The following is a 23794-nucleotide window of genomic DNA, read 5'->3' as shown; positions in this document are numbered from 1 at the left end:
ACTGAATGAACTACGCGAAATTTAAAGGCCCGGTGCCAAGCGCGCCGGGCTTTTTCTTGGAACACTACGAAGAGCTGGGCTCTACTAATACGCTGGCAATGGAACGCGCAAAGGCGGGCCATACGGGCGATCTTTGGGTACGGGCCGATAAGCAGACACTCGGGCGGGGGCGGCGTGGCCGCGCTTGGACTTCTGAAACAGGCAACCTGTTTGCATCCGTACTGCTTCAACTTCCAAGGGATGCTGAGCGGCTCATGCAGATCCCGTTCGTTGCTGCGCTGGCATTGGCGGAGGCGGTTGAAAAGACCATTGGGCAGATCGGCGTTGTTTCGCTCAAGTGGCCCAATGACCTGTTGGTGGACGGTGCTAAGATCTCCGGCATTCTTCTTGAGAGCGTTCCTGCAAGCGATAAGACTGCCTATGTTGTCTGTGGTTTCGGTGTGAACTGTCAGCATCATCCCGATATTGAAGACTACAAAGTCACATCCCTCCGCTCTCTTGGCTATCAGGTTGACACAGACCGTGTCTTCTTGGAACTTGCAGCGAGTTTGCAAAGCTGGATCGGTAAATGGGAAAGCACTGAGGGCTTTACTCTCGTGCGTTCTGCGTGGCTGGACAAGGCAGTTGGTAGAGGCAAGGAAATTCGCGTCAGATTAAGTGCAAGCGAATTTAAAGGTATCTTTATCGACATAGATGACTTAGGACGCCTGATAGTAAAGCGCGAAGATGGTACAACCACGCTGGTAACAGCAGGCGACGTATTTTTTACCTGATAGGCAACTGGCATTAAGCGACCCGATATCTGGGTTTAAGGAGATTTGAATGTCGAGCACCTCCCAGCTCGTATTTCTGCCGCTCGGCGGCGTTGGTGAAATTGGCATGAACCTTGGCCTTTATGGCTGGGGACCGGAAGACGACCGCACATGGCTCGTCGTTGACTTTGGCATCAGCTTCGCTGGTCCTGAGCTGCCGGGCGTTGATCTGGTACTGCCTGATGTGCGTTATCTGGAAGAGATCAAAGACCAGATCGCAGGCATTTTGATTACCCATGCCCATGAAGATCACTACGGCGCACTGAGCTATCTCTGGGAGCGGATCGGCGCGCAAGTCTACGCGACACCGTTTACTGCACGTCTACTTGAAGCAAAGCTTGCAAGTGACTCTGACGGCTTGGAAATCCCGGTTACCGTTGTCAATCAGGGAGACCGCTTCGATGTTGGTCCTTTTGACATCGAGCTGGTGACTATGACCCACTCCATTCCGGAGCCATGTGCGATTGCTATCCGCGTTGGCGGTCATATGGCGCTGCACACCGGCGACTGGAAAATCGACATGCAGCCGGGTATCGGCAAGCCGATTGATCTGGACCGCCTGGCTGAGATTGGTCGCGAGGGTGTGGACGTTCTTGTTTGCGACAGTACAAACGCCGTTCGCGATGGAACCAGCCCGTCTGAAGCCGACGTTCAAAAAGAGTTGACCCGCCTCATTAAAGAGGCAAAGAACCGCGTCGCCGTAACCACGTTTGCCTCCAACGTTGCACGTATGCGTGCGGTGGCAGAAGCAGCCCGCGCAGCAGACCGTGAGGTTGTTGTCGTCGGCCGTTCAATGGCGCGTATTACGGAAATCGCACGGGACCTTGGCTATTTTGATGGCCTGCCGCCGTTTCGTGAAGAAGAAGCTTATGCTGTACTACCACGAAACAAAGTGGTGGCGCTGTGCACCGGTTCGCAAGGTGAAAACCGCGCGGCAATGGCTCGTATCGCGACAGACAATTACCGTCAGATCAGTTTGACAGCAGGTGATACAGTAATCTTCTCTAGCCGCACAATTCCGGGTAACGAGAAGGCGGTAAACAGCGTCATCAACAATCTGGTGGGGCAGGGGCTGAACGTCATCACTGACCGTGATGCACTGGTTCACGTTTCCGGTCACCCGCGCCGCGGTGAACTGGAACAGCTATACAAATTGCTCAAACCAAAGCGCCTTGTACCAGTACACGGCGAGCCTCTCCATCTGGCCGCTCATAAAGCCTTCGCTCAGTCGCACGGCATTAAGGACACGGCGATCATTCGCGACGGCGATGTGATCAAGCTGTTCCCGGGCGTGCTTTCTGTTATCGACGAAGCTCCTGTGGGCTTCACCGTTAAAGATGGCAAGCTTATCGGCACACCGGAAGAGATGGGCGTACAAGAGCGCCGCAAGCTCTCCTTTGCAGGTTCTATCGTTGTCTCATTGGCTGTCACAACCAAGGGTGACCTCTATGAGGACATTGATGTTGTGCTGATGGGCATTCCAGAAGAAAACCTTGATGGTGACCCGATGGAAGAACTGGTGCGCGAAGCTGTATATGGCGCAGTGATCTCCATTCCAAAATCCCGTCGCAAAGATGTGGAACTGGTGCGTGAAGCATCGCGCAGGGCGGCGCGCTTCTGCGTGCTGGAGCATTGGGGCAAAAAAGCCCAATGCAAGGCGCTTGTGCGTAAAATCTAGCGCATAACAACAAAAGCCTGATCCATAGTCGGATGGACACCCCCTACGGGATCAGGCTTATATACCTCCGACTAAGAGGAGGAGTGCGGGGATGATTGGCCGGTTAAACCACGTTGCCATTGCTGTTCATGACATGGATGCAGCGTTGAAGGTCTATTGCGGGGCCTTGGGCGGTAAAGCTTCCGATAAAGTGGCGCAGCCTGATCATGGCGTAACGACTGTATTTATTGAATTGCCCAACACCAAGATCGAGCTTTTAGAGCCGTTAGGTGAAAATTCCCCTATCACTGCTTTCCTTGAGCGTAACAGCGCTGGTGGCATTCACCACATTTGCTACGAGGTGGACGACATCATTGCCGCCCGCGATAAACTTGTCGCGGAAGGTGCCCGTATATTGGGAGACGGAGAGCCGAAAATCGGAGCTCACGGCAAGCCTGTGCTGTTTTTGCATCCAAAGGATTTTCTCGGCACTTTGACCGAGTTGGAAGAAGCCTAATAAGCGAGGGGAGGTATTCGTGTCACTGCCACTGGCAATTGCACTCTATTTTATGATGTGGTGGATCCTGTTCCTGGTGGTCCTACCATTTGGGGTGAAAGCGCAGCACGAGGAAGGCGAGGTCGTACCCGGTTCCTCTGAAAGTGCGCCTGTTAAACCCAATATGCTGAAAAAAGTGGTGGCTAACACGCTTCTTACATCGGTTCTTTTTGCCGGACTCTACGCGTTTTTTGAAACAGGCATGGCGCGCGATATGCTGCCTATGGTTGATCAGTTTATCTTTCCAAAGAGCAGCTAAGCCCTCTGGAAGCTAGCGTTTTCAAACTGCGGACGAAAAAAAAGCAAGGCGATCAGCCTTGCTTTTCAGTTAACGCGTTCATTTACCCCAATACAGCTTTTCAGCCGGGCAGCAGCCTTTTAAAGCGCGCCTAAGGGCCATCCTCCCAAGACTCAGACCGCGATTCGAGACGATTAAAAATGGTCTCGTGCTTTTTATTGAGGCGAACCGTACATGAGTGTCACGGATTTGTCATTAATTTGTACCGAATTGCATAAAATTTTTGCTTGCATATTTTTTTTGCGATAAGGCTCACGAACTCAAATAATCCTAGGGTATTCCGCCTACCTTGAAATATTGAAGGACCCGAATTGACATGAGGGCTTGTAATTTGTAGGCCGGTTTGCTTTCACTGCAACGAAAATTCGTGACTTATCGAACCACAAGAGACTTAAGCGAATGCGTCTATCCCGTTATTTCCTGCCGATTTTGAAGGAAACTCCGAAAGAGGCCGAGATCGTTTCTCATCGGCTCATGCTCCGCGCCGGTATGATCCGCCAGCAATCCGCAGGGATTTACGCATGGCTGCCGCTCGGCCACCGCGTACTTGGCAAGGTACAGAAGATCGTAGAAGAAGAGCAGAACCGCTCTGGCGCTGTTCAGCTGCTCATGCCTACCATCCAGTCTGCCGACCTGTGGCGCGAAAGCGGCCGCTATGAAGCATACGGCAAAGAGATGCTGCGCATCGTTGACCGTCATGACCGCGAAATGCTCTACGGTCCGACCAACGAAGAGATGATCACCGACATCTTCCGTTCTTACGTGCGCTCTTACAAAGACCTGCCGTTGAACCTCTATCACGTACAGTGGAAATTCCGCGACGAAGTACGCCCTCGCTTTGGCGTTATGCGTGGCCGCGAATTCCTCATGAAGGATGCATACTCCTTCGATCTGGATCAGGAACGCGCTCGTGAAGCCTATAACCGCATGTTCGTTGCGTACCTGCGTACTTTCGCACGTATGGGCCTCAAAGCAATTCCTATGAAGGCTGACACTGGCCCGATTGGCGGCGACCTGTCCCACGAGTTCATCATTCTTGCTTCTACCGGCGAGAGCGAAGTATTCCTCGACAAGTCCATCCTAGACCTGCCAATTCCGGGCGAAGACACCGACTTCAACGGTGACCTCTCTGAAATCGTAGATGCATGGACCACTCCATATGCTGCAACCGACGAAATGCACGACGAAGCAGCATTCGAAGCGCTGCCGGAAGAAACCAAGGTTTCTGCACGCGGTATTGAAGTTGGTCACATCTTCTATTTCGGCACCAAATACTCCGACGCTATGAACGCGAAGGTGACCACCGCTGAAGGCGTGGACATTCCTGTTCACATGGGCTCTTACGGCATCGGCGTATCCCGTCTTCTGGGCGGCATCATCGAAGCAAGCCACGACGATGATGGCATCATCTGGCCAACCGAAGTTGCACCGTTCCATGTTGGTCTTATCAACATGAAGCCGGGCGACGAGTGTGATCCGGTTTGTGACAGCCTTTATGAACAGCTTGAAAACGCTGGCGTTGAAGTGCTTTACGACGACCGTAAAACCAGCGCAGGCCAGAAATTTGCGGGCATGGACCTTATCGGTCTTCCATGGCAGCTCATCGTTGGCCCACGCGGCCTGAAGAGCGGCGAAGTGGAAATCAAGAACCGTAAGACCGGTGAGCGCGAAAGCATGTCCCCTGAGGCAGCTGTCGCCAAGCTTGTTGCTGCCCTTAAGGGTTAAACCTGTTAAAACAGCTGGAAAATTAGATTCGGCGGATATTTCCGCCGGATCTACCATATTTTTGCTGCTTATTATTGAAAGAAGGGCGCACAAGACTGCCCGAATTTCCAAAGGGCTTTTTGCGGGGATTTTTAAAAAATGAAAGCAAACGCCGCCGACGCAAATCTGGGTCGTACGCGCCCATTTGCAGCGTTTGAATGGATGCTGGCCGGACGATACCTGCGCTCCAAGCGCAAAGAGACATTCATCTCCATTATTGCGGGACTTTCTTTCCTCGGAATTGCCTTGGGTGTTGCTACCCTGATTATCGTCATGGCCGTTATGAACGGCTTTCGTACCGAGCTTCTAACCAAGATCCTTGGCATCAACGGGCACGTTTTGGTGCAGCCGATTGACAGCAAGCTGGACGACTTTGACGACATCACCGCAAAAATCGGCAAGCTTGAAGGTGTAGACTTTGCTCTTCCGTTTGTTGAAGGGCAGGCGATGGTCTCTGGTCCGTCTGCCGATCTTGGCGCACTGTTTCGCGGTGTTCGTAAAGCGGATCTCGATAAGCTTCCGCTCGTTAGCCAGAACGTTAAACTCGGCACTCTAGAGAATTTCGATAATTCCGATGGTATTGCAGTGGGCACCCGCTTGGCTCGCGCTCTCGGTGTAACCGTTGGCGATACCATTCGCGTTATCACACCGCGCGGCGCGATCACTCCAATGGGTATGACGCCTCGTGTTAAAGCCTATCCGGTGGTTGCTATCTTCGAGATTGGCATGAGTGAGTACGATGGTTCCATCGCATTCATGCCATTTGAAGAGGCCCAGATCTACTTCAATCAGGAAGGCATCGCCTCCGGTGTTGAGGTTTATGTCGATGATCCCGATGGCGTTGGTCCACTGCGCGCAGCGGTAGAAGAGGGCGCTGGCCGCCCGGTATTCGTTTCCGACTGGCGTCAGCGCAATATGACGTTCTTCTCTGCCCTTGAGGTGGAGCGTAACGTGATGTTCCTCATCCTGACGCTTATCGTGCTTGTTGCTGCATTGAACATCATTTCCGGTATGACAATGCTGGTTAAAGACAAGGGGCGCGATATTGCGGTACTGCGCACCATGGGCGCAACCCGCGGCGCGATCATGCGTGTGTTTGTGATCACTGGCGCAAGCATTGGCACCTTTGGCACAATCGCTGGCGTTATTCTGGGCACGCTTGTGTGCTGGAACATTGAGGGTATTCGTCAGGCGATTTCGTGGCTGACTCGTACCGAGCTGTTCTCGCCAGAACTCTATTTCCTTTCCAAGCTACCAGCAGACATGGATAGCGGCGAAACCATTATGGTTGTCGTTATGGCACTGGCGCTGAGCTTCCTTGCAACGCTTTACCCGGCATGGCGCGCTGCGCGTCTCGATCCTGTGGAGGCTCTGAGATACGAATGATGAAAGCGTCCAACACAGTAAAGTCCGCTGGTGCTGAGCAGGAAGAGCGCGTTGTCGCGCTAAGCCTGAGAGGCGTTTACCGCACCTTTAGCGAAGGGCATGGTCAACTCGAAATCCTGAAAGGCGTTGACCTTGACCTCTATGAGGGTGAGGTCGTGGCTCTTGTTGCGCCATCCGGCACCGGTAAATCCACCTTGATGCATATTGCTGGCCTTTTGGAAAAACCGGATGCAGGTGAGGTTTATGTTGGCGGTAAGGCATGTTCCAGCCTGACCGATGATGAGCGCACCTATATCCGCCGTAACGAAGTTGGCTTCGTTTATCAGTTCCATCACCTGCTGCCTGAATTCACCGCGCAGGAGAACATTGCTCTGCCTCAGATGATCCGCGGCCTCGGCAAGCCGGAGGCTGATGAACGAGCATTGCAACTGCTTAAGTACATGCGTTTGGAGAACAGGGCAGAGCATCGCCCGTCCGAACTGTCAGGTGGTGAGCAGCAGCGTGTGGCTATCGCTCGCGCAGTGGCTAACGCGCCGCGAGTGCTTCTAGCTGATGAGCCGACGGGTAATCTTGATCCGAAAACATCCCATTATGTTTTTGACGCGCTACAGGCGCTTGTTCGGGCATCCCGCGTTACGGCACTGCTTGCAACGCACAATCTTGAACTTGCAGCACTCATGGATCGTCGCATTACGATCAGCGATGGCAAAATCGTAGAGATCTAGGCACCTGCAAAATACCAGTTGATATAAAAGGCCGCTGTTACCCGTGTAGCAGCGGCCTTTTTCGTGTGGTCGCTACGTCAACGTTATCCACCTGTTAACCTTGAATGTCGCTGGTCAAAAAAAGGAGTTGCGAAAAGGGAACAAAAAGCGAATTATAAGAGAACAAAACAAGATCATATGTTGGGGTTTATAGATATGGTCCACTTCGCAAAAGATTTGATCGCCTTCGCATCCGTTTGCACATTTGCTACCTCTTGCTATGTCTGGCTGCAGGCATTAACTGCGGGTCTCTAGGTCTCCACCTGTGGAACGTCATGGCGAAAGCACGCCAAGTACTCGACACAGCTAAGGCACTGCTGGAGACTGCCAGAGTTTTCTTTTCTGCATTCGAGGAGTTCGGCCAATGGCTGGTCCGGGGTTTGTTCATCTACGCGTCCATTCCGCCTATTCGTTGCTTGAAGGCGCTTTGCCGGTTGGCAAGCTTATCAAGATGGCAATGGAAGATGAGCAGCCAGCGCTGGCCATAACCGACAGCGGAAACCTCTTCGGTGCGCTAGAGTTTTCCGATAAGGCCTACGGTTCAGGCATCCAGCCGATTATCGGGTCGCAGGTCACCGTTGATTTTGGTGATATTGAAGGCGGCGCAAATGACGAGGCGCTGTGTGATCTGGTTCTGCTTGCTACCAGTGAGCAGGGTTACGAGAACCTCATGGATCTTGTCTCTCGTGCGTTCTTGGATACGGAGCCCGGTCACAAGGCCAATGTTGGTGTGGAGCGTCTGCGCCTCAAAGGGCAGGGTGTTATCGCGCTCACAGGCGCTAGTGAAGGTCCAATCAACAAGGCGCTTGAAGCGGGAGCGCAACAACTCGCTAGCAGCCGCCTAGATACACTTCATGATATTTTCGGTGATCGCCTCTATGTGGAGGTCCAGCGTCACGGCATGCCGTCAGAAGTAAAGGTAGAAGCGGCGCTTCTGGACCTGGCCTATGCCAAGAACATTCCAATTGTTGCGACGAACCAGTGTTTCTTCCCGAAAGAAGATGACTACGAGGCGCATGATGCGCTACTGGCAATCTCCGAAGGCCGTGTTCTCATCGAGACTGATCGCCGTCAGCTAACGCCTGAGCACCGTTTTAAGTCCCGTGAAGAGATGATCGAACTCTTTAAGGATTTGCCGGAAGCGCTCGACAATACAATCGAGATAGCGAAACGTTGCCACTACCGTACTCCAAAGCGCGCTCCTATTCTGCCGCGCTTTGCCGGTGCTGATGCCGACGCAGAGCAGGCAGAAAAAGCCGAGGCGGAAGAGTTGGCTCGTCAGGCTAAGGAAGGTCTGCGTGCCCGCCTTGATGCTCACGGTACAGCGCCGGGCGTTGAGGAAGAGGAGTACTGGACCCGCTTGGACTACGAGCTGGGCATCATCACCCGCATGAAGTTCCCGGGTTACTTCCTCATCGTTGCGGACTTCATCAAATGGGCTAAGGAGCAAGATATTCCAGTTGGTCCGGGTCGTGGTTCCGGTGCGGGCTCGCTTGTCGCGTGGGTTCTGACCATCACGGACCTTGATCCGCTCCGTTTCTCCTTGCTCTTCGAACGCTTCCTTAATCCGGAACGCGTTTCCATGCCCGATTTCGATATCGACTTCTGTCAGAACCGACGTGAAGAGGTGATCCGCTATGTGCAGCGCAAGTATGGGCGCGAGCAGGTGGCGCAGATCATCACCTTCGGTACATTGCAGGCCAAGGCGGTGGTGCGTGACGTAGGCCGCGTATTGCAGATGCCATATGGTCAGGTCGACCGTCTATCCAAACTCATTCCGGGCAACCCTGCAAACCCTGTGACGCTCGCTCAAGCCATCGAGCAAGAGCCGCGCCTTCGCGAATCTGCGCGTCAGGAGGAGGTTGTAGACCGTCTTTTGACTATGGCGCAAAAGCTGGAAGGACTTTACCGCCACGCATCTACTCACGCAGCAGGTGTGGTTATTGGTGACCGTCCGCTGGAGCAGCTTGTACCGCTTTACCGAGACCCGCGCTCTGATATGCCGGTAGCACAGTTCAACATGAAATGGGTTGAACAGGCCGGTCTTGTAAAATTCGACTTCTTGGGTCTGAAAACCCTGACTGTGATCGATACCGCGATTTCGCTAATCAAGCGCCGCGGTATTGATATCGATATGTCTACGGTTCCGCTGGAAGATAAGCCAACGTACCGCTTGCTTGCAGCTGGTGAGACAGTGGGCGTGTTCCAGCTGGAAAGTCAGGGCATGCGCCGCGCCATCGCTGGTATGCGCCCCGACGTTTTCGAGGACATTATTGCGCTGGTGGCGCTGTATCGCCCAGGTCCAATGGACAATATTCCGATCTACAACGCCGTTAAGCATGGCGAGCAGGAGCCGGACTACCTCCATCCTCTCCTTGAGCCGATCCTGAAAGAAACCAACGGCATTATCGTTTATCAGGAACAGGTAATGCAGATCGCGCAGGTTCTTTCTGGCTACTCACTTGGTGAAGCGGACTTGCTCCGCCGCGCGATGGGTAAAAAGATCGCCTCGGAGATGGAAATTCAGCGTGCCCGCTTCGTAGAGGGTGCTTCCAAAAACGGAATCGAGACCAGCCAGTCGGGCATGATCTACGATCTCGTGGCAAAGTTCGCGAACTACGGCTTCAACAAATCGCACGCGGCAGCCTATGCACTCGTCGCCTATCATACCGCTTGGCTTAAGGCGAATTATCCGGTCGAGTTCCTCGCCGGTATCATGACGCTCGATCTTGGCAATACCGATAAGCTCGGCGATTTCCGTCAAGAAGCCCTGCGAATGGGTATTGAGGTTGTGCCGCCAAGTGTGAACCTGTCCACGGTGCACTTCGACGTGCAGGACGGTAAGATCATTTATGCTCTTGGAGCTATCAAAGGTGTTGGCGAGCACGCCGTAGAGCACATTGTTGAAGTGCGTGGCGATAAGCCTTTCAAGGACATCGCAGACTTTGCGAACCGCGTTAACGCTCGCGTTGTAAACAAGCGCACCTTGGAAAATCTCATTGCTGCTGGTGCGTTTGACGAGCTGAATCCTAACCGCGCCCAGTTACTTGAAGGTCTGGACCGGATCGTCGCGACCTCGCAGCGCGCTGCGGACAACTCGGCTTCTGGTCAGAACGAGCTGTTCGGCGGTGCTGATGCACCTGAACCTCTTATCCTTCCAGATACCGACCCATGGCTTCCGGCAGAACGCTTGCAGCGCGAACACAGCGCCGTTGGCTTCTATATTTCGGCTCATCCGCTCGATGAGTACCGCGCGCTGCTTGAAAAACTGCGTGTGCAGCTTTGGAAAGGCTTTGAGCAATCTGTAAAGGCTGGTTCTTCTGTTGGCCGTCTTGCTGGTACGGTTACCAGTAGGCAGGAGCGTAAGACGCGAACTGGCAACCAGATGGGTATCGTTCGTATTTCCGATCCTACAGGCCAGTATGAAGCGGTGCTTTTCTCCGAGGCGCTCAACAAATACCGCGACCTGTTGGAGCCGGGTAACTCAGTTGTTCTGCTCGTGCAGGCTGATTTGCGCGAGGAAGAAGTGAGTGTGCGAATCCAGCAGGTAGATCCGCTGGAAACTGTTGCTTCCCGCGTTCATAAGACCTTGCGTATCTTTCTTGATAGCGAGAAGCCGGTTCGCTCATTGAAAAGCCAGTTGCGCCCGGGGGGAGATGGCGAGGTGAGCTGCATCATGCTTCTGGAGCAGGGAAAACGGGAAGTAGAGGTTAAACTACCCGGCCGTTACCAATTATCTCCGCAGTTAGGCGGTGCATTGAAGTCAATGCAAGGTGTCGTTGACGTCCAAATGTCATAGTGATTGGCGGATATCGATAGGGCCTGATAAGCTTTGAACTGCGACCTTGATAGAATTCTCTACGGGCGCTGTTGATTCCTTTTTTGCAGCGCTTGATCTTCGGTCAAATGGACTCTATAAGGCGCACATCCCGCACGCAGGGCTGGAAATGCGTTCGCGCACCTTCCATCCGGTTAGACCGCAGCTACTGCTGTCGCCCTGCGGAGGATTAAACCGGAAAACCATAGGAGTTTAGGGCATGGCATTGCCTGATTTTACCATGCGTCAGCTGCTGGAAGCTGGCGTTCACTTCGGACACCAGAAGCACCGCTGGAACCCAAAGATGGGCAACTACATCTTTGGCGTACGCAACAACGTACACATTCTTGACCTCGGTCAGACTGTTCCGCTTCTTCACCAGGCTCTTAAAGCAGTGTCCGACACTGTTGCAGCTGGTGGTCGCGTTCTTCTGGTTGGCACTAAGCGCCAGGCTCAGGACTCTGTTGCAGAAGCAGCACGTCGTTCTGCTCAGTACTACGTGAACGCACGCTGGCTCGGCGGTATGCTGACCAACTGGAAAACCATCTCCCAGTCCATCCAGCGCCTTCGTAAGCTGGAAGAGATGCTCGGTGGCGAAGCAAGCCGCATGACCAAAAAAGAGCGTCTGTTCTTGTCTCGCGAGCGTGAGAAGCTTGAGCGTAACTTGGGCGGTATCAAAGATATGGGCGGTATTCCTGACCTTATCTTCGTAATCGACACCAACCGCGAAGCTATTGCTATTCAGGAAGCTCGTCGTCTGGGCATCCCTGTTGCAGCAATTCTGGACTCCAACTGCGATCCAGCAGGCATCACTTACCCAGTTCCAGGTAACGACGACGCAGGTCGTGCGATCAACCTGTACTGCGATCTGATTGCTCGCGCTGCTATCGACGGTATTGCACGTGCACAGGGCTCCATGGGCTTCGATCTCGGTGAATCCGAAGAAGTAATGGAAGAACCTGCACTGGCTGAAGACGTTGCTGTTGAAGGCGGCGACGCTGCTCAGGCCGACGCTTAATTGCTTTCGGGTCTGATCTAATCAGACCCATTCAATTTGATGTGACGGCCGTGGCTTTTTGGCATGGCCGTCACATTTGCATGAGATAGATCGTTTCTCCGAAAAGGGAAGTTGGAGTTACGATTTCAGATTTACAAACTCCCGTCCATGAGGCGTTCAATGAGCATTACTGCTGCGATGGTAAAAGAGCTCCGCGAGAAAAGCGGCGCTGGCATGATGGATTGTAAAGCTGCCCTGAAAGAAACAGGCGGCGACATGGAAGCAGCAATCGATTGGCTGCGCACCAAGGGTCTGGCAAAGGCTGCTAAAAAAGCTGGCCGCGTTGCTGCAGACGGTCTGGTTGCTGTAGCTGCTGGCGATAAAGCTGCTGTAGTTGTCGAAGTTAACTCCGAAACCGACTTCGTTGCACGTAACGAAGGCTTCCAGAAGCTGGTTAAGGAAATTGCAGAGGTAGCTCTGTCCGTTAATGGCGACGTTGAAAAGCTTGCTGCTGCTGCTTACCCAGGTACCGGCCGTAACGTTGACGAAGAAATCAAGGAAGCTGTTGGCACCATCGGTGAAAACATGACCCTTCGTCGTTCTGCAGGCCTTCAGGTTTCTGAAGGTGTTGTTGCAACTTACATGCACAACGCTGCAGGCGAAGGCCTTGGCAAAATCGGCGTTCTGGTTGCTCTGGAATCTGCTGGCGATGCTGACAAGCTCAATGCACTGGGCCGTCAGATTGCAATGCACGTTGCTGCGACCAACCCAATGGCACTCAACGTAGAAGAACTGGACCCAGAAGCTATTGAACGTGAACGCGCTGTTTACGTTGAACAGGCTCGTGAATCCGGTAAGCCAGAAGCTATCATCGAAAAGATGGTTGAAGGTCGTCTTCGCAAGTTCTACGAGGAAGTAACCCTCGTTAAGCAGGCGTTCGTTCTGAACCCTGACCTGACCGTAGAAGGCGCTGTTGAAGCTGCTGGTAAAGAAATCGGTTCCCCGATCAAGCTGGTAGGCTTCGTACGCTTCGCTCTCGGTGAAGGTATCGAAAAAGAAGAATCCGATTTCGCTGCAGAAGTTGCAGCTGCTGTCGGTAAATAATAATTTATTAGGGGCGTCGGTTTTTTGAGTCGGCGCCCTTAGTGCATCCAAATGAACGAGTTGAGGAACAAAAATGTCTGACAATCTGCGCTGGAAACGGGTGCTGTTGAAGCTTTCCGGTGAAGCCCTCATGGGGGATCAGGAATTTGGTATTGATCCAAAGGTTGTAGATCGCGTTGCCGGTGAGATTGCGGAAGCAGTCCGGCTTGGTGCTCAATTCGGTATCGTTGTCGGTGGTGGTAACATCTTCCGCGGCGTTGCAGTTGCTGCAAAAGGCGGTAACCGCGTAACCGGCGACCACATGGGTATGCTTGCAACCGTCATGAACAGCTTGACCCTTGCTGACGCACTGCGCCGCTTTGGCGTACGCGCACGCGTGCTGTCTGCTGTGCCGGTTCCATCTATCTGTGAAACTTTTACCCAGCGCGATGCTGAGCTCTACATGGAAGAGGGCGATGTTATCCTGTTCGCTGGTGGTACAGGTAACCCGTTCTTCACCACAGACTCCGGTGCAGCTCTGCGCGCCGCAGAAATGCGCTGTGATGCCTTCTTGAAGGGTACTCAGGTTGATGGCGTTTATGACGCAGACCCTAAACTTGTGCCGGATGCAAAGCGTTATGAAACGCTGACACCGGGTGAAGTTCTTGAAAAAGGCCTGAAAGTCATGGATGCGACGGCAATTGCTCTTGCCCGAGATAACTCAATTCCTGTAGTTGTTTTCTCCATTCGGACCTCTGGCAGCCTAATGAACGTCCTAAGGGGCAAGGGTCTATTTACAGTTGTCAAAGATTAAGGCAACAGTAAGAAATAATTTGTCAGTGTAGCCACCACTGACGTGTTTTAGAGGAGCTGTGCGCACTTTGCGCTTACAGCTCCGCTTAACAGGTAATGAGGAAACTATGTCGGAGCTGGACTATAACGACCTGCGTCGTCGCATGAATGGCGCTATTAGCGCATTTAAGACCGAACTTTCCGGTCTGCGCACTGGCCGCGCCTCTGCATCTATGTTGGATGCCATCACTGTAGAAGCTTACGGTTCGCCGATGCCTATCAACCAGGTTGCAACTGTTTCTGTTCCAGAGCCACGCATGATTTCCGTGCAGGTTTGGGATCGCTCCATGGTTTCCGCCACAGAAAAAGCAATCCGTGAATCCAGCCTGGGGCTCAATCCGGTTGTTGATGGTATGGTTCTGCGTTTGCCAATTCCTGAATTGAACGAAGAGCGCCGTGTAGAGCTTGCCAAGATTGCTCATAAACATGCTGAAAGCGCTAAGATCGCTATTCGTCACGTACGTCGCGACGGTATGGATCTGATCAAGAAACAGGAAAAAGCAGGCGACATGAGCGAAGACGACAGCCGTGTTGCATCTGATAAAGTGCAGAAGATGACCGACGAAATTATCGCGGAAGTCGACGTTGTACTTGCGAAGAAAGAAGCGGAAATCAAGCAGGTCTAAGGCCTGTCTGGTTTCGCGAGGAGGGGGATACTGATGGCGATAGAGCTTAAAGAAGATGCGGTTACGTGTGTCCAAAGCGCTAGGGAACCGGGTCTTCCAAGGCACGTCGCCATCATTATGGATGGTAATGGTCGTTGGGCTGCCGAACGGGGGCTGCCACGTACCGAAGGCCATCGACGGGGCGTAAAAGTTGTTCGCGACAGCGTAGAATTTGCGCGTCAGCGCGGTATCGAATACCTGACGCTGTTCAGCTTTTCATCAGAAAATTGGTCACGCCCGCCAGCCGAGGTTAATTTCATCCTCGGTCTGCTAAGATCCTACATCAAGAGCGACCTTGATGATCTGCGCGATGCTAATGTGCAGGTCAAAGTTATTGGTGCTCGTGCCGAACTGGCAGAGGATCTGAAGAAACTACTGGATCTTGCAGAAGAAAAAACGCGCGGCTGCACAGGCATGACCTTGGTTATCGCCTTTAACTATGGAGCGCGTAATGAGCTGGTGAGGGCAGTGCAGTGCCTCGTTGCAGACGTGCAAAGTGGCTTGCTCCGCGCAGAAGATGTTGGCGAAGCAAGTTTGAGTGCGCGGCTGGATACCAAAGGCATCCCTGATCCAGATTTGATTATTCGCACAAGTGGAGAGCAAAGGCTCTCTAACTTCCTACTCTGGCAAGCTGCTTATGCCGAGTTCTTTTTCTCTCCGGTCAACTGGCCGGATTTCGATAGCAAGGCCTTTGAACAGGCGCTATTTTCCTATAAAGATCGAGAACGTCGCTACGGTGGGCTTGCTGTTAAGGCCGTATAATGAATTCTGAACCTAGTCCCGGTCCTGAGAATCTATCTTGGCTCGGGCGCATTTTGAAAAAGAACCCGGACCTTCTAACCCGTGCTTGGTCCGCATTGCTTCTTGCTCCCGCTGTTCTGGCGGTCACCTGGTACGGTGGTCTGCTGTTTGCTCTGGTTGTTCTCCTAGGCTCTCTCGTTCTGTTTTGGGAGTGGGGTATCGTTACCCAGCAAAAGAAGAGCGGCCCGCTATCTCTTTTGGGTTTTGCACTGCTGGTTGGCATTGGCGCGGTGTACATCTTTGCAGGTACGCTCGCAGCCTTGGCGGCCGTTGTGGTAAGCGCAACGCTTCTGTTTATCGCTGAAAAGCTGACAATTGGCACCAGATGGTTTGCTGCAGGCCTCGTTTATAGCTCTCTTGCCTGTATTTCTATCGTTGCCCTGCGTGAAGGCTCTCACGGCCTTGCGATTTTTCTTTATCTCCTGTTTCTGGTGTGGGCATCGGATGTCGCCGCCTACTTCTGCGGTAGAACGTTTGGTGGGCCTAAACTCTGGCCAGCAGTTTCCCCTAATAAAACCTGGAGCGGCGCTATCGGCGGCGTGATCTTTGCAGCTCTTGCAGGGGCTTTGGTCGCCTACGCCATGGGCGCTGAACATCTTTTATGGCTGTTCGCTTTGGCAGCTCTTCTTTCTGCGGCATCTCAATTGGGAGACTTGTTTGAGTCCTCCCTGAAACGCCGCTTTAACGTGAAAGATGCAAGCCAGCTCATTCCGGGTCACGGTGGCCTAATGGATCGTGTGGACGGGCTTGTTTTTGCCGCGTTCGTAGCGCTAGTTATCGGCGTAATCTTCGGTGGAAGCTTTGCAGATCCGGGGCTTGGTCTGATGAGCGTTCGCGCCTCTTAAAAATCAAAGAGCTTCAGGTTCTGGAATTGAAGGCATCCATGATGCAAAAGAAAGTCACACTCCTCGGTGCAACGGGTTCTATTGGCGACAGCGCACTGGACATCTTGTGCGCTAATCCAGATCGCTTTGCGGTTGAGACGCTGGTTGCAAACCAAAGTGTGAAGAAACTTGCCCAAGCAGCTGTAAAGACTCACGCAAAGCGGGCGGTAGTTGCTGATGAGAGTAAATATCAGGAGCTGAAAGATGTACTTGCAGGGTCTGGTATTGAAGTCGCTGCTGGTCGCTCTGCGGTAATTGCTGCTGGCGCGGATGATGCGGATGTCATCGTCTCCGCGATGGTAGGGGCCGCAGGTCTTGAGCCAACTATGGCAGCTGTTCAGGCAGGGAAGACAGTCGCGCTCGCCAATAAAGAATCTATCGTTTGCGCAGGTTCATTGGTTCGCAAAGCCGTTGCGCAAACAGGGGCTACTCTGCTTCCGGTCGATTCCGAGCACAATGCCATCTTTCAGGTGTTTGATGCTAATGCGCCCGAAAGCATCGAGAAGGTGATCATCACGGCCTCTGGTGGTCCGTTTAGAACTGCCAGCCTTGAGGAAATGCGTGTTGCTACGCCTGCTATGGCTCTTAAACATCCAAACTGGTCCATGGGCCAGCGCATCACTATTGATAGCGCGACCATGATGAACAAGGGGCTTGAGGTTATCGAGGCTTCCCACTTCTTCCCTGTCTCGGTTGATCAGCTCGAAGTGCTTGTCCATCCGCAGTCTATCGTTCATGGCATGGTGCAGTACAAGGACGGTGCCTTGCTTGCCCACATGTCCCCGCCAGATATGCGTACGCCAATTTCTCATTGCCTCGGCTATCCTGAGCGTGTCGAGATCAATGGTGCGCGGTTGGATCTTGCTAAGCTCTCTACATTGTCATTTGAAGAGCCGGACTTGGTAAGATTCCCTGGTTTGCGTCTCGGCTTTGCAGTCGCTCGCATGGGAGATATGGCCGGTACGGTATATAACGGCGCTGATGAAGTTGCTGTGTCTGCATTCCTCAGCGGTCAGATTGGCTTTTTGGACATTGTTGCGACGGTGGAAGAAACACTGGAACACTTTGATTCTAGAGGCCTACTTGTAAAGCCGGGCAGTCTGGACGATATTCTGGAGCTTGATAAGCAAGTTCGCGTAGTGGCGGGTGAGTTTGCCAGCCAGCGTAGCTCTGTTCTGTAAGAGCCAAGTTTAAAATTCGGGTAGCGCAGTTCGTAGAGGCTGCGTCCCATGAAAGGTATTGATTATGGAATCATTCGGCTCTGGTCTGATGGCGTCTTTTGCAACAATCATTCCGTTTCTGGTGGTTCTAACGGTCGTTGTCTTTATCCATGAACTTGGACACTTCCTTGTGGCCCGTTGGTGCGGCATCCGCGTGCTCGCGTTCTCCATCGGCTTCGGGCCTGAGCTTTTCGGCCGAAACGACAAGCACGGCACACGCTGGAAGTTGAGCGCAATTCCTCTCGGTGGTTATGTGAAATTCGCCGGAGATGAAAGCGCCGCAAGTACGCCTGATCATGATGCGCTTCAAAATATGAGCGAGGAGGAAGCCAAAGGCGCCTTCCATATGAAGAATGTATGGCAGCGCGCAGCCGTGGTTGCTGCTGGCCCTATTGCCAATTTTCTTCTCGCTATTGTTCTTTTTGCCTGTCTGCTGGGCTTCTACGGCAAGATGGAGACTGTTCCACGCGTTGATAGTGTGCGTGATGGCAGTGCAGCGCAAATTGCTGGCATTATGCCAGACGATGTCATCGTTGCTATCGATGGGACCGAGATCAAGAGTTTTGGTCAGGTTCAACGCATTGTTTCCGCAAGTGCAGATATGCCTCTTCAAATCGAAGTGAGTCGTGATGGGCAACTAGTGACACTCTCAGCTACGCCAGCGCTTCAGGAAATCTCTGATCGTTTTGGAAATAAGCAGAAGGTCGGCATCCTAGGCATCCAGCGTGATACCAAGCAAGGCGACTGGGTTGTTAAAGAATATGGCCCGCTTCAAGCTGTCTGGGGCGGCGTTAGCGAAACGTGGTTCGTTGTAGAGCGCACCGGCGCTTACATCGGTGGTCTGTTTGTCGGTAAGGAAGATACAGACCAGATTGGCGGCCCGATCCGCATCGCACAGATGTCAGGGCAGGTGGCTTCAATCGGAATCGTGCCTCTCATCAACTGGATTGCCGTCATCTCCGTTAGCATCGGTCTGCTCAATTTGATGCCCGTTCCGATGCTCGATGGTGGTCATCTCCTTTATTATCTAGTAGAAATTGTAAGAGGAAAGCCTCTCTCCGAACGGGTTCAAGAGGTTGGGTTCCGGATAGGAATCACGCTACTATTGCTGCTAATGGTTTTTGCAACCAGAAACGATTTGCTGCATTTATTTTTCTCTGAGTGACACTGGGAACTTTACGGATGGGCATTTTTACATTGAAATCATCTGTCAAGCGGTTGATTTCACGCCAAAACCTAGTAAAAAGTTTTTAAGTGTTTCAGATTCTATCCATAACCTTGGGCAGTAGGGGGTACTGCGGCCTAAGGCAAGATATAAAGGCATAGCATTTCTATGCAGCGTTTTAAGAGCTTGTCTCGTGTTTCCCTGATGGCGCTCGCTATCACCGGCGCGGGTGCTGCGGTTCCAGAAACCGCCAATATTTTCGGGGCATCGGTCGCAGAGGCCGCAGTTGTGAGTCGCATTGACGTGCGCGGCGCGACACGCATCGAAGATGATACCGTTCGCAGTTATCTGACGATCCAGCCGGGTCGGAACTTTACAGCCCTTGATATCGACGAGAGCCTTACAACTCTCTATGCGACAGGTTTGTTCGCTGACGTCTCTATTGCCCAACGCGGCAATACCCTTGTGGTGGACGTGGTTGAAAATCCTGTAATTGGTCAAGTTTCCTTTGAAGGCAATAAGCGTCTCAACGACGATGCGCTAAAGTCCGTGGTTCGTTCTACCGAACGTTCCATGTTGACCCGTGCGCGCGTTCAGAGCGATGTGCAGAACCTTCTTGAAGCCTATCGTCGCTCCGGCCGCTACCGTGCGTCCGTCGAGCCGAAGATCATCGAGCGCGAAAACAACCGCGTCGATCTGGTCTTTGAAATCGATGAAGGTGACAAGACCGGTGTTGCTCGCATCAGCTTCATCGGCAATCAGGCATTCAGTGATTCCCGTCTTCGTGACCAGATCAAAACCAAGGAAAGTGGCCTGCTCGGCTGGCTGCGTACTTCCGATGTTTACGATCCTGACCGTCTTGAAGCAGATCAGGAATTGCTGCGTCAGTACTACTATCAGCACGGTTATGCGGATTTCCGCATCGTATCCGCTGTTGCTGACCTCGACCGTGAACAGAACATTTTCTATGTGACCTTCACTGTGGATGAGGGCGAGAAGTACAAGTACGGTGATATCGATATCGACACGTCTTTGACTTCTGTTGACCCTGAAACTCTTCGTTCGTTCATTCGCACTCGTTCCGGCAAAACATATAACTCTCTGGATGTGGAAAAGACCCTTGAGGATCTGACCATTGAAATGTCCAAGCAGGGCTATGCGTTTGCGCAGGTTCGTCCTCGCGGTCAGCGCGATTATGAGAACAAGACGATCTCTCTGGCTTACTTCATTGAAGAAGGCCCGCGTGCATACGTTGAGCGCATCAATATCCGCGGTAACGATCGTACCCGTGAATACGTTATCCGTCGTGAGTTCGATCTCGCTGAAGGTGATGCCTACAATCGCATTCTGCTTGATAAAGCAGAGCGTCGTCTGCGCAACACCCAGTACTTCGAATCCGTTCGTATCACCCGTCAGCAGGGCAGCGCTCCTGACCGTGTGATCATCAACGTTGATGTTGTTGAACAGCCAACCGGTGAAGTTTCCTTCGGCGTGGGTTACTCCACTTCAGACGGTATCATCGGTGATCTGTCTATCTCCGAGCGCAACTTCCTCGGTCGTGGTCAGTATGTTCGTGCATCCGTTGGCGGTGGTACCGACTCTCAGAGCTACGACTTCCGCTTTGTTGAGCCATTCTTCATGGGTCGTCGCATCTCCGCAGGTGTTGATGTCTATCGCCGTGTTTCTGATGAAACCAGCACACAGGCATATGAAGAAACAACAACCGGTGGTGGTCTGAACTTCGGTTTGCCGCTTCGTGAAGACGAACTGACGCTGAACCTGTTCTATAAGATCTACGAGACTGATCTTGCACGTAGCGACTCTACCAGCATCAATAACTGTGCTAGCGATGTATCGCTCGCAGTCTGTGACTCCTTGGGCAGCTACCTGACCTCTATGGCCGGTTACTCCTTCGTGTACAACACGCTGGATAATAACCAGAGCCCTCGTGATGGTATCTACAGCCGCTTCGAACAGCAGTTTGCTGGTGTTGGTGGTGATTCCCAGTACATCCGTAACGAGTTTGAGGCTCGCGCATATCATGAACTGCTGCCGTCCATCGGTCTTGTTGGTTCCTTGCGCGGTAATGCAGGCTTCATTTCGTCCATCGGTAACCGTCTGCGTGTAACCGATCAGTTCCAGGCTAGCCAGAACCTGATCCGCGGTTTCGAATCCAACGGTTACGGTCCACGTGATGCCGCAAGTGGCGATGCCCTCGGTGGTACGACCTACGTTGCTGCATCTGCTGAAATGCAGGCTCCATTCCCGTTCCTGCCGCCTGAACTCGGCCTGTCCGGTGCCGCGTTCGTTGACGCTGGTTCCCTGTGGGGCGTTGATGATGGCTTGAAAGACGTGATTGGTGCGTCCTCCACTATTGAATCTGAAGACTTTGAACTGCGCGCATCTGTTGGTGTAGGCGTTCTTTGGAAGTCTCCATTCGGTCCTCTGCGTGCTGACTTTGCTTGGCCGATCATGAAAAATGATGCCGACGAAACGCAGGTATTCATGCTAAGCGGTGGTACCCGCTTCTGATTGGATCAAAAAGCTCTTATAATTGGCCGCCGATCGTGTTCGGCGGCCTTTTTTGTTTGTGTGAAGGGATCAATGACAAATCCAAAGTTCTTTAGGGATGCAGCGCCGGTTACCGTCGCCCAGATTGCAGAATGGGCAGATGCGGAAATCGTACGCGGCGATAGCGAACAGCTCATTCATGGAGTGGCGCCGCTTGATGCAGGCGGCTCTGAAATGCTGGTGTTCATTGATAACCCGAAGTATGTGGATCAGTTGGAAACAACAGATGCCACCGCATGCCTTGTAGCAAAGAAGTACGTGGACCGCGTACCAGAGGGCGTAATTCCTCTGCTTACAAAGGAGCCTTACAAGGCTCTTGCGAAGGTTCTTGCAAAGCTGCACCCAGAAGCAATGAAGCCGCTGCCGGTTACCCGTGAAACGGAAGTCTCCGACAAAGCAGTGATTGCACCAAGTGCTGTGATCGAAGAGGGCGCTGTCATTGAAGCTGGCGCCGTTATTGGCGAGCATGTTTCCATCGGTGCTGGCACGCATGTTATGCCTAATGCCGTAATAGGTGCCAACTGTGCCATCGGCCGTGATAGCACCATCGGTGCAGGTGCGTCCGTTCAGCATACCCTCATCGGTGACCGTGTTATTTTGCATCCGAACGTTTCAATCGGTCAGGACGGCTTCGGCTTTGCGATGGGGCCGGGCGGTCATTTGAAGGTGCCGCAGCTTGGCCGCGTTGTCATTCAAAACGACGTTGAAATCGGCGCAGGGACTACTGTGGACCGCGGTGCGAACCGTGACACGGTTATTGGTGAAGGCACGAAGATCGATAATCAGGTCCAGATTGGACATAACGTTAATATCGGTCGTCACTGCGTTATTGTCTCGCAAGTTGGTATTTCCGGTAGCGCAACGCTGGAAGATTACGTCGTCATCGGCGGCCAGAGCGGTGTCGCAGGTCATGTCACTATTGGTATGGCTGCACAGATCGCAGCAGTCTCTTCGGTCAATGAAAACCTGAAGGGCGGCGGTCGTTATGGCGGTACGCCTGCAAAACCTGTCCGTCAGTGGTTCCGGGAGATAACTGCAATCAAGCGCCTTGCCGAGAAAGGTGAGGACAAAGCGTAAGCTGCGGCGGGTCTTTCAGGCCCGCTTGCACTGACGAATTGCCCAAGTATTGTAGATCCTTTAAGAGGGGCCATTATTTTGCAAAACCCCAAGGATCCACCCAGAGTTAAAACCTGAGGCTTTTGATAATGAGTGAAACTGAAAAATCTACGATGGACTCCGCCGACATTATGCGGGTTATGGAGCTGCTGCCACACCGTTACCCATTTTTGATGATCGATAAGATCGTCGACATGGACGGTGACAACTCCGGCATCGGTATCAAGAATGTTACGATCAACGAACCGCATTTTCAGGGTCACTTTCCAAAACAGCCTGTAATGCCGGGCGTTTTGTTGATTGAAGCGATGGCGCAAACCGCAGGTGCGCTATGCATCAACGCACGCGGTACTGAAGATAGCCCATCTTTGGTCTACTTCATGACAATTGATAAGTGTAAGTTCCGTAAGCCTGTTGTGCCAGGTGATCAGGTGCACTTCCACGTGAAGAAAATCCGTAACCGTGCAACCATCTGGAAGTTCGATGCAGTTGCAATGGTAGATGGTGTGAAGGTCGCTGAGGCAGAAATCAGCGCGATGCTTGTAGATTCCGACAACTGAGGAAAAAAATGCAACAGATACACCCCACCGCAATTGTTGAGGATGGGGCGGTTCTTGGCAACAACGTCAAGATCGGCCCTTACTGCATGGTGGGCTCAAAAGTTACCCTTGGTGATGATGTCGAGCTCGTCTCCCATGTAGCGGTTGCCGGGCGAACAATCATTGGTGCACGTACAAAAATCTTCCCGTTCGCGTCCATTGGCCATCAGCCGCAGGACCTGAAATATAATGGCGAAGATACACTGCTTGAGATTGGTGAAGACAACCAGATCCGCGAACATGTAACCATGAACCCGGGAACTGTTGGCGGTGGCGGTGTGACCAAGATCGGTGATCGCTGCTTGTTCATGGCTTCCACACACGTGGGTCATGACTGTCAGGTTGGCAATAACGTTATCCTCGCCAACAACGCGACCCTTGCAGGCCACGTTGAGGTTGAGGACTACGTGATCTTCGGAGGTCTGTCTGCTGTTCGTCAGTGGTGCCGCATTGGTGCGCATTCCATCGTTGGTGGTCTGACCGGCGTTGAGTTTGACGTAATCCCTTATGGCTCCGTAATCGGTGACCGTGCGCGTCTTGCTGGCCTCAATCTCATTGGCTTGAAGCGTCGCAACTTCTCTCGCGAAGAAATCCACGCACTGCGCAACGCCTACAAGGAAGTGTTCAACTCCGAAGAAGGTACACTGCGCGAGCGTGCAGCTATCGCCAAAGACAAGTATGCAAACTTTGAAGGCGTACAGACAATGACCTCCTTCCTTCTTCGTGAAGGTGAGCGTCGGTTCTGCACCCCTCGCAAAGGCTCAGCTGACTAAGAACGTTGGATAGC

The 23794-nt window shown here is 52.7% G+C and carries 20 protein-coding genes; all 20 read left to right on the top strand.

Going from position 1 to position 23794, the window contains the following annotated elements:
* Window positions 1-5: 5 nt before the first annotated feature.
* Window positions 6-773 carry a biotin--[acetyl-CoA-carboxylase] ligase gene (locus E1162_RS05410; protein ID WP_155127978.1) on the top strand — a complete coding sequence of 256 codons (768 nt, stop codon included), beginning with the start codon at window positions 6-8 and terminating at the stop codon, window positions 771-773.
* Window positions 774-822: 49 nt separating this feature from the next.
* Complete coding sequence (locus E1162_RS05405; protein WP_155127975.1) at window positions 823-2490, top strand: ribonuclease J; 1668 nt, start codon at window positions 823-825, stop codon at window positions 2488-2490.
* Between the two features lie 91 nt (window positions 2491-2581).
* On the top strand, window positions 2582-2986 hold the full coding sequence (gene mce / locus E1162_RS05400) for a methylmalonyl-CoA epimerase (RefSeq protein WP_155127972.1): 405 nt from the start codon (window positions 2582-2584) through the stop codon (window positions 2984-2986).
* Window positions 2987-3005: 19 nt separating this feature from the next.
* Entirely contained in the window at window positions 3006-3284 is a 279-nt protein-coding gene (locus E1162_RS05395; protein WP_371311818.1) for a DUF1467 family protein, read from the top strand.
* A 438-nt stretch (window positions 3285-3722) separates the two neighbouring features.
* Window positions 3723-5048: a proline--tRNA ligase gene (gene proS, locus E1162_RS05390; protein ID WP_155127969.1), complete on the top strand. Its 1326-nt coding sequence runs from the start codon at window positions 3723-3725 to the stop codon at window positions 5046-5048.
* A gap of 138 nt (window positions 5049-5186) precedes the next feature.
* On the top strand, window positions 5187-6473 hold the full coding sequence (locus E1162_RS05385; protein WP_257098688.1) for a lipoprotein-releasing ABC transporter permease subunit: 1287 nt from the start codon (window positions 5187-5189) through the stop codon (window positions 6471-6473).
* The gene (locus tag E1162_RS05380; protein ID WP_155127967.1) at window positions 6470-7198 is read left to right on the top strand and encodes an ABC transporter ATP-binding protein; all 729 of its coding nucleotides are present in this window, start codon (window positions 6470-6472) and stop codon (window positions 7196-7198) included. Before E1162_RS05385 ends, E1162_RS05380 begins: the two co-directional genes overlap by 4 nt.
* A gap of 403 nt (window positions 7199-7601) precedes the next feature.
* Window positions 7602-11036, top strand: coding sequence for a DNA polymerase III subunit alpha (gene dnaE / locus E1162_RS05375; RefSeq protein ID WP_155127964.1), 3435 nt, complete (start codon window positions 7602-7604; stop codon window positions 11034-11036).
* Between the two features lie 238 nt (window positions 11037-11274).
* Entirely contained in the window at window positions 11275-12072 is a 798-nt protein-coding gene (gene rpsB / locus E1162_RS05370) for a 30S ribosomal protein S2 (RefSeq protein WP_155127961.1), read from the top strand.
* 159 nt (window positions 12073-12231) lie between these two features.
* Window positions 12232-13155, top strand: coding sequence for a translation elongation factor Ts (gene tsf / locus E1162_RS05365; RefSeq protein ID WP_155127958.1), 924 nt, complete (start codon window positions 12232-12234; stop codon window positions 13153-13155).
* 73 nt (window positions 13156-13228) lie between these two features.
* Entirely contained in the window at window positions 13229-13948 is a 720-nt protein-coding gene (gene pyrH / locus E1162_RS05360) for a UMP kinase (RefSeq protein ID WP_155127955.1), read from the top strand.
* Window positions 13949-14054: 106 nt separating this feature from the next.
* Window positions 14055-14612 (top strand): ribosome recycling factor, encoded by a 558-nt coding sequence (frr, locus tag E1162_RS05355; RefSeq protein WP_155127952.1) that lies wholly within the window; start codon window positions 14055-14057, stop codon window positions 14610-14612.
* A gap of 33 nt (window positions 14613-14645) precedes the next feature.
* Window positions 14646-15413, top strand: a complete 768-nt coding sequence (locus E1162_RS05350) for an isoprenyl transferase (protein WP_155127949.1) — start codon at window positions 14646-14648, stop codon at window positions 15411-15413.
* Window positions 15413-16297, top strand: coding sequence for a phosphatidate cytidylyltransferase (locus E1162_RS05345; protein ID WP_155127946.1), 885 nt, complete (start codon window positions 15413-15415; stop codon window positions 16295-16297). Before E1162_RS05350 ends, E1162_RS05345 begins: the two co-directional genes overlap by 1 nt.
* A 41-nt stretch (window positions 16298-16338) precedes the next feature.
* Complete coding sequence (gene dxr / locus E1162_RS05340) at window positions 16339-17517, top strand: 1-deoxy-D-xylulose-5-phosphate reductoisomerase (RefSeq protein ID WP_155128251.1); 1179 nt, start codon at window positions 16339-16341, stop codon at window positions 17515-17517.
* A gap of 64 nt (window positions 17518-17581) precedes the next feature.
* Window positions 17582-18721: an RIP metalloprotease RseP gene (gene rseP, locus E1162_RS05335; RefSeq protein ID WP_155127943.1), complete on the top strand. Its 1140-nt coding sequence runs from the start codon at window positions 17582-17584 to the stop codon at window positions 18719-18721.
* A 168-nt stretch (window positions 18722-18889) separates the two neighbouring features.
* Complete coding sequence (gene bamA, locus E1162_RS05330) at window positions 18890-21253, top strand: outer membrane protein assembly factor BamA (protein WP_155127940.1); 2364 nt, start codon at window positions 18890-18892, stop codon at window positions 21251-21253.
* Between the two features lie 72 nt (window positions 21254-21325).
* Window positions 21326-22369: a UDP-3-O-(3-hydroxymyristoyl)glucosamine N-acyltransferase gene (gene lpxD, locus E1162_RS05325; RefSeq protein WP_155127937.1), complete on the top strand. Its 1044-nt coding sequence runs from the start codon at window positions 21326-21328 to the stop codon at window positions 22367-22369.
* 128 nt (window positions 22370-22497) lie between these two features.
* Window positions 22498-22968 (top strand): 3-hydroxyacyl-ACP dehydratase FabZ, encoded by a 471-nt coding sequence (gene fabZ, locus E1162_RS05320; RefSeq protein WP_155127934.1) that lies wholly within the window; start codon window positions 22498-22500, stop codon window positions 22966-22968.
* 8 nt (window positions 22969-22976) lie between these two features.
* Window positions 22977-23780: an acyl-ACP--UDP-N-acetylglucosamine O-acyltransferase gene (gene lpxA / locus E1162_RS05315; RefSeq protein WP_155127931.1), complete on the top strand. Its 804-nt coding sequence runs from the start codon at window positions 22977-22979 to the stop codon at window positions 23778-23780.
* Window positions 23781-23794: the final 14 nt, after the last annotated feature.

It is taken from the genome of Pseudovibrio flavus (assembly GCF_009711345.1).
Lineage (GTDB): Bacteria > Pseudomonadota > Alphaproteobacteria > Rhizobiales > Stappiaceae > Pseudovibrio > Pseudovibrio flavus.
The sequence above is the reverse complement of the archived record's forward strand: the minus strand, read 5'-3'. Positions and strand labels throughout refer to the sequence as shown.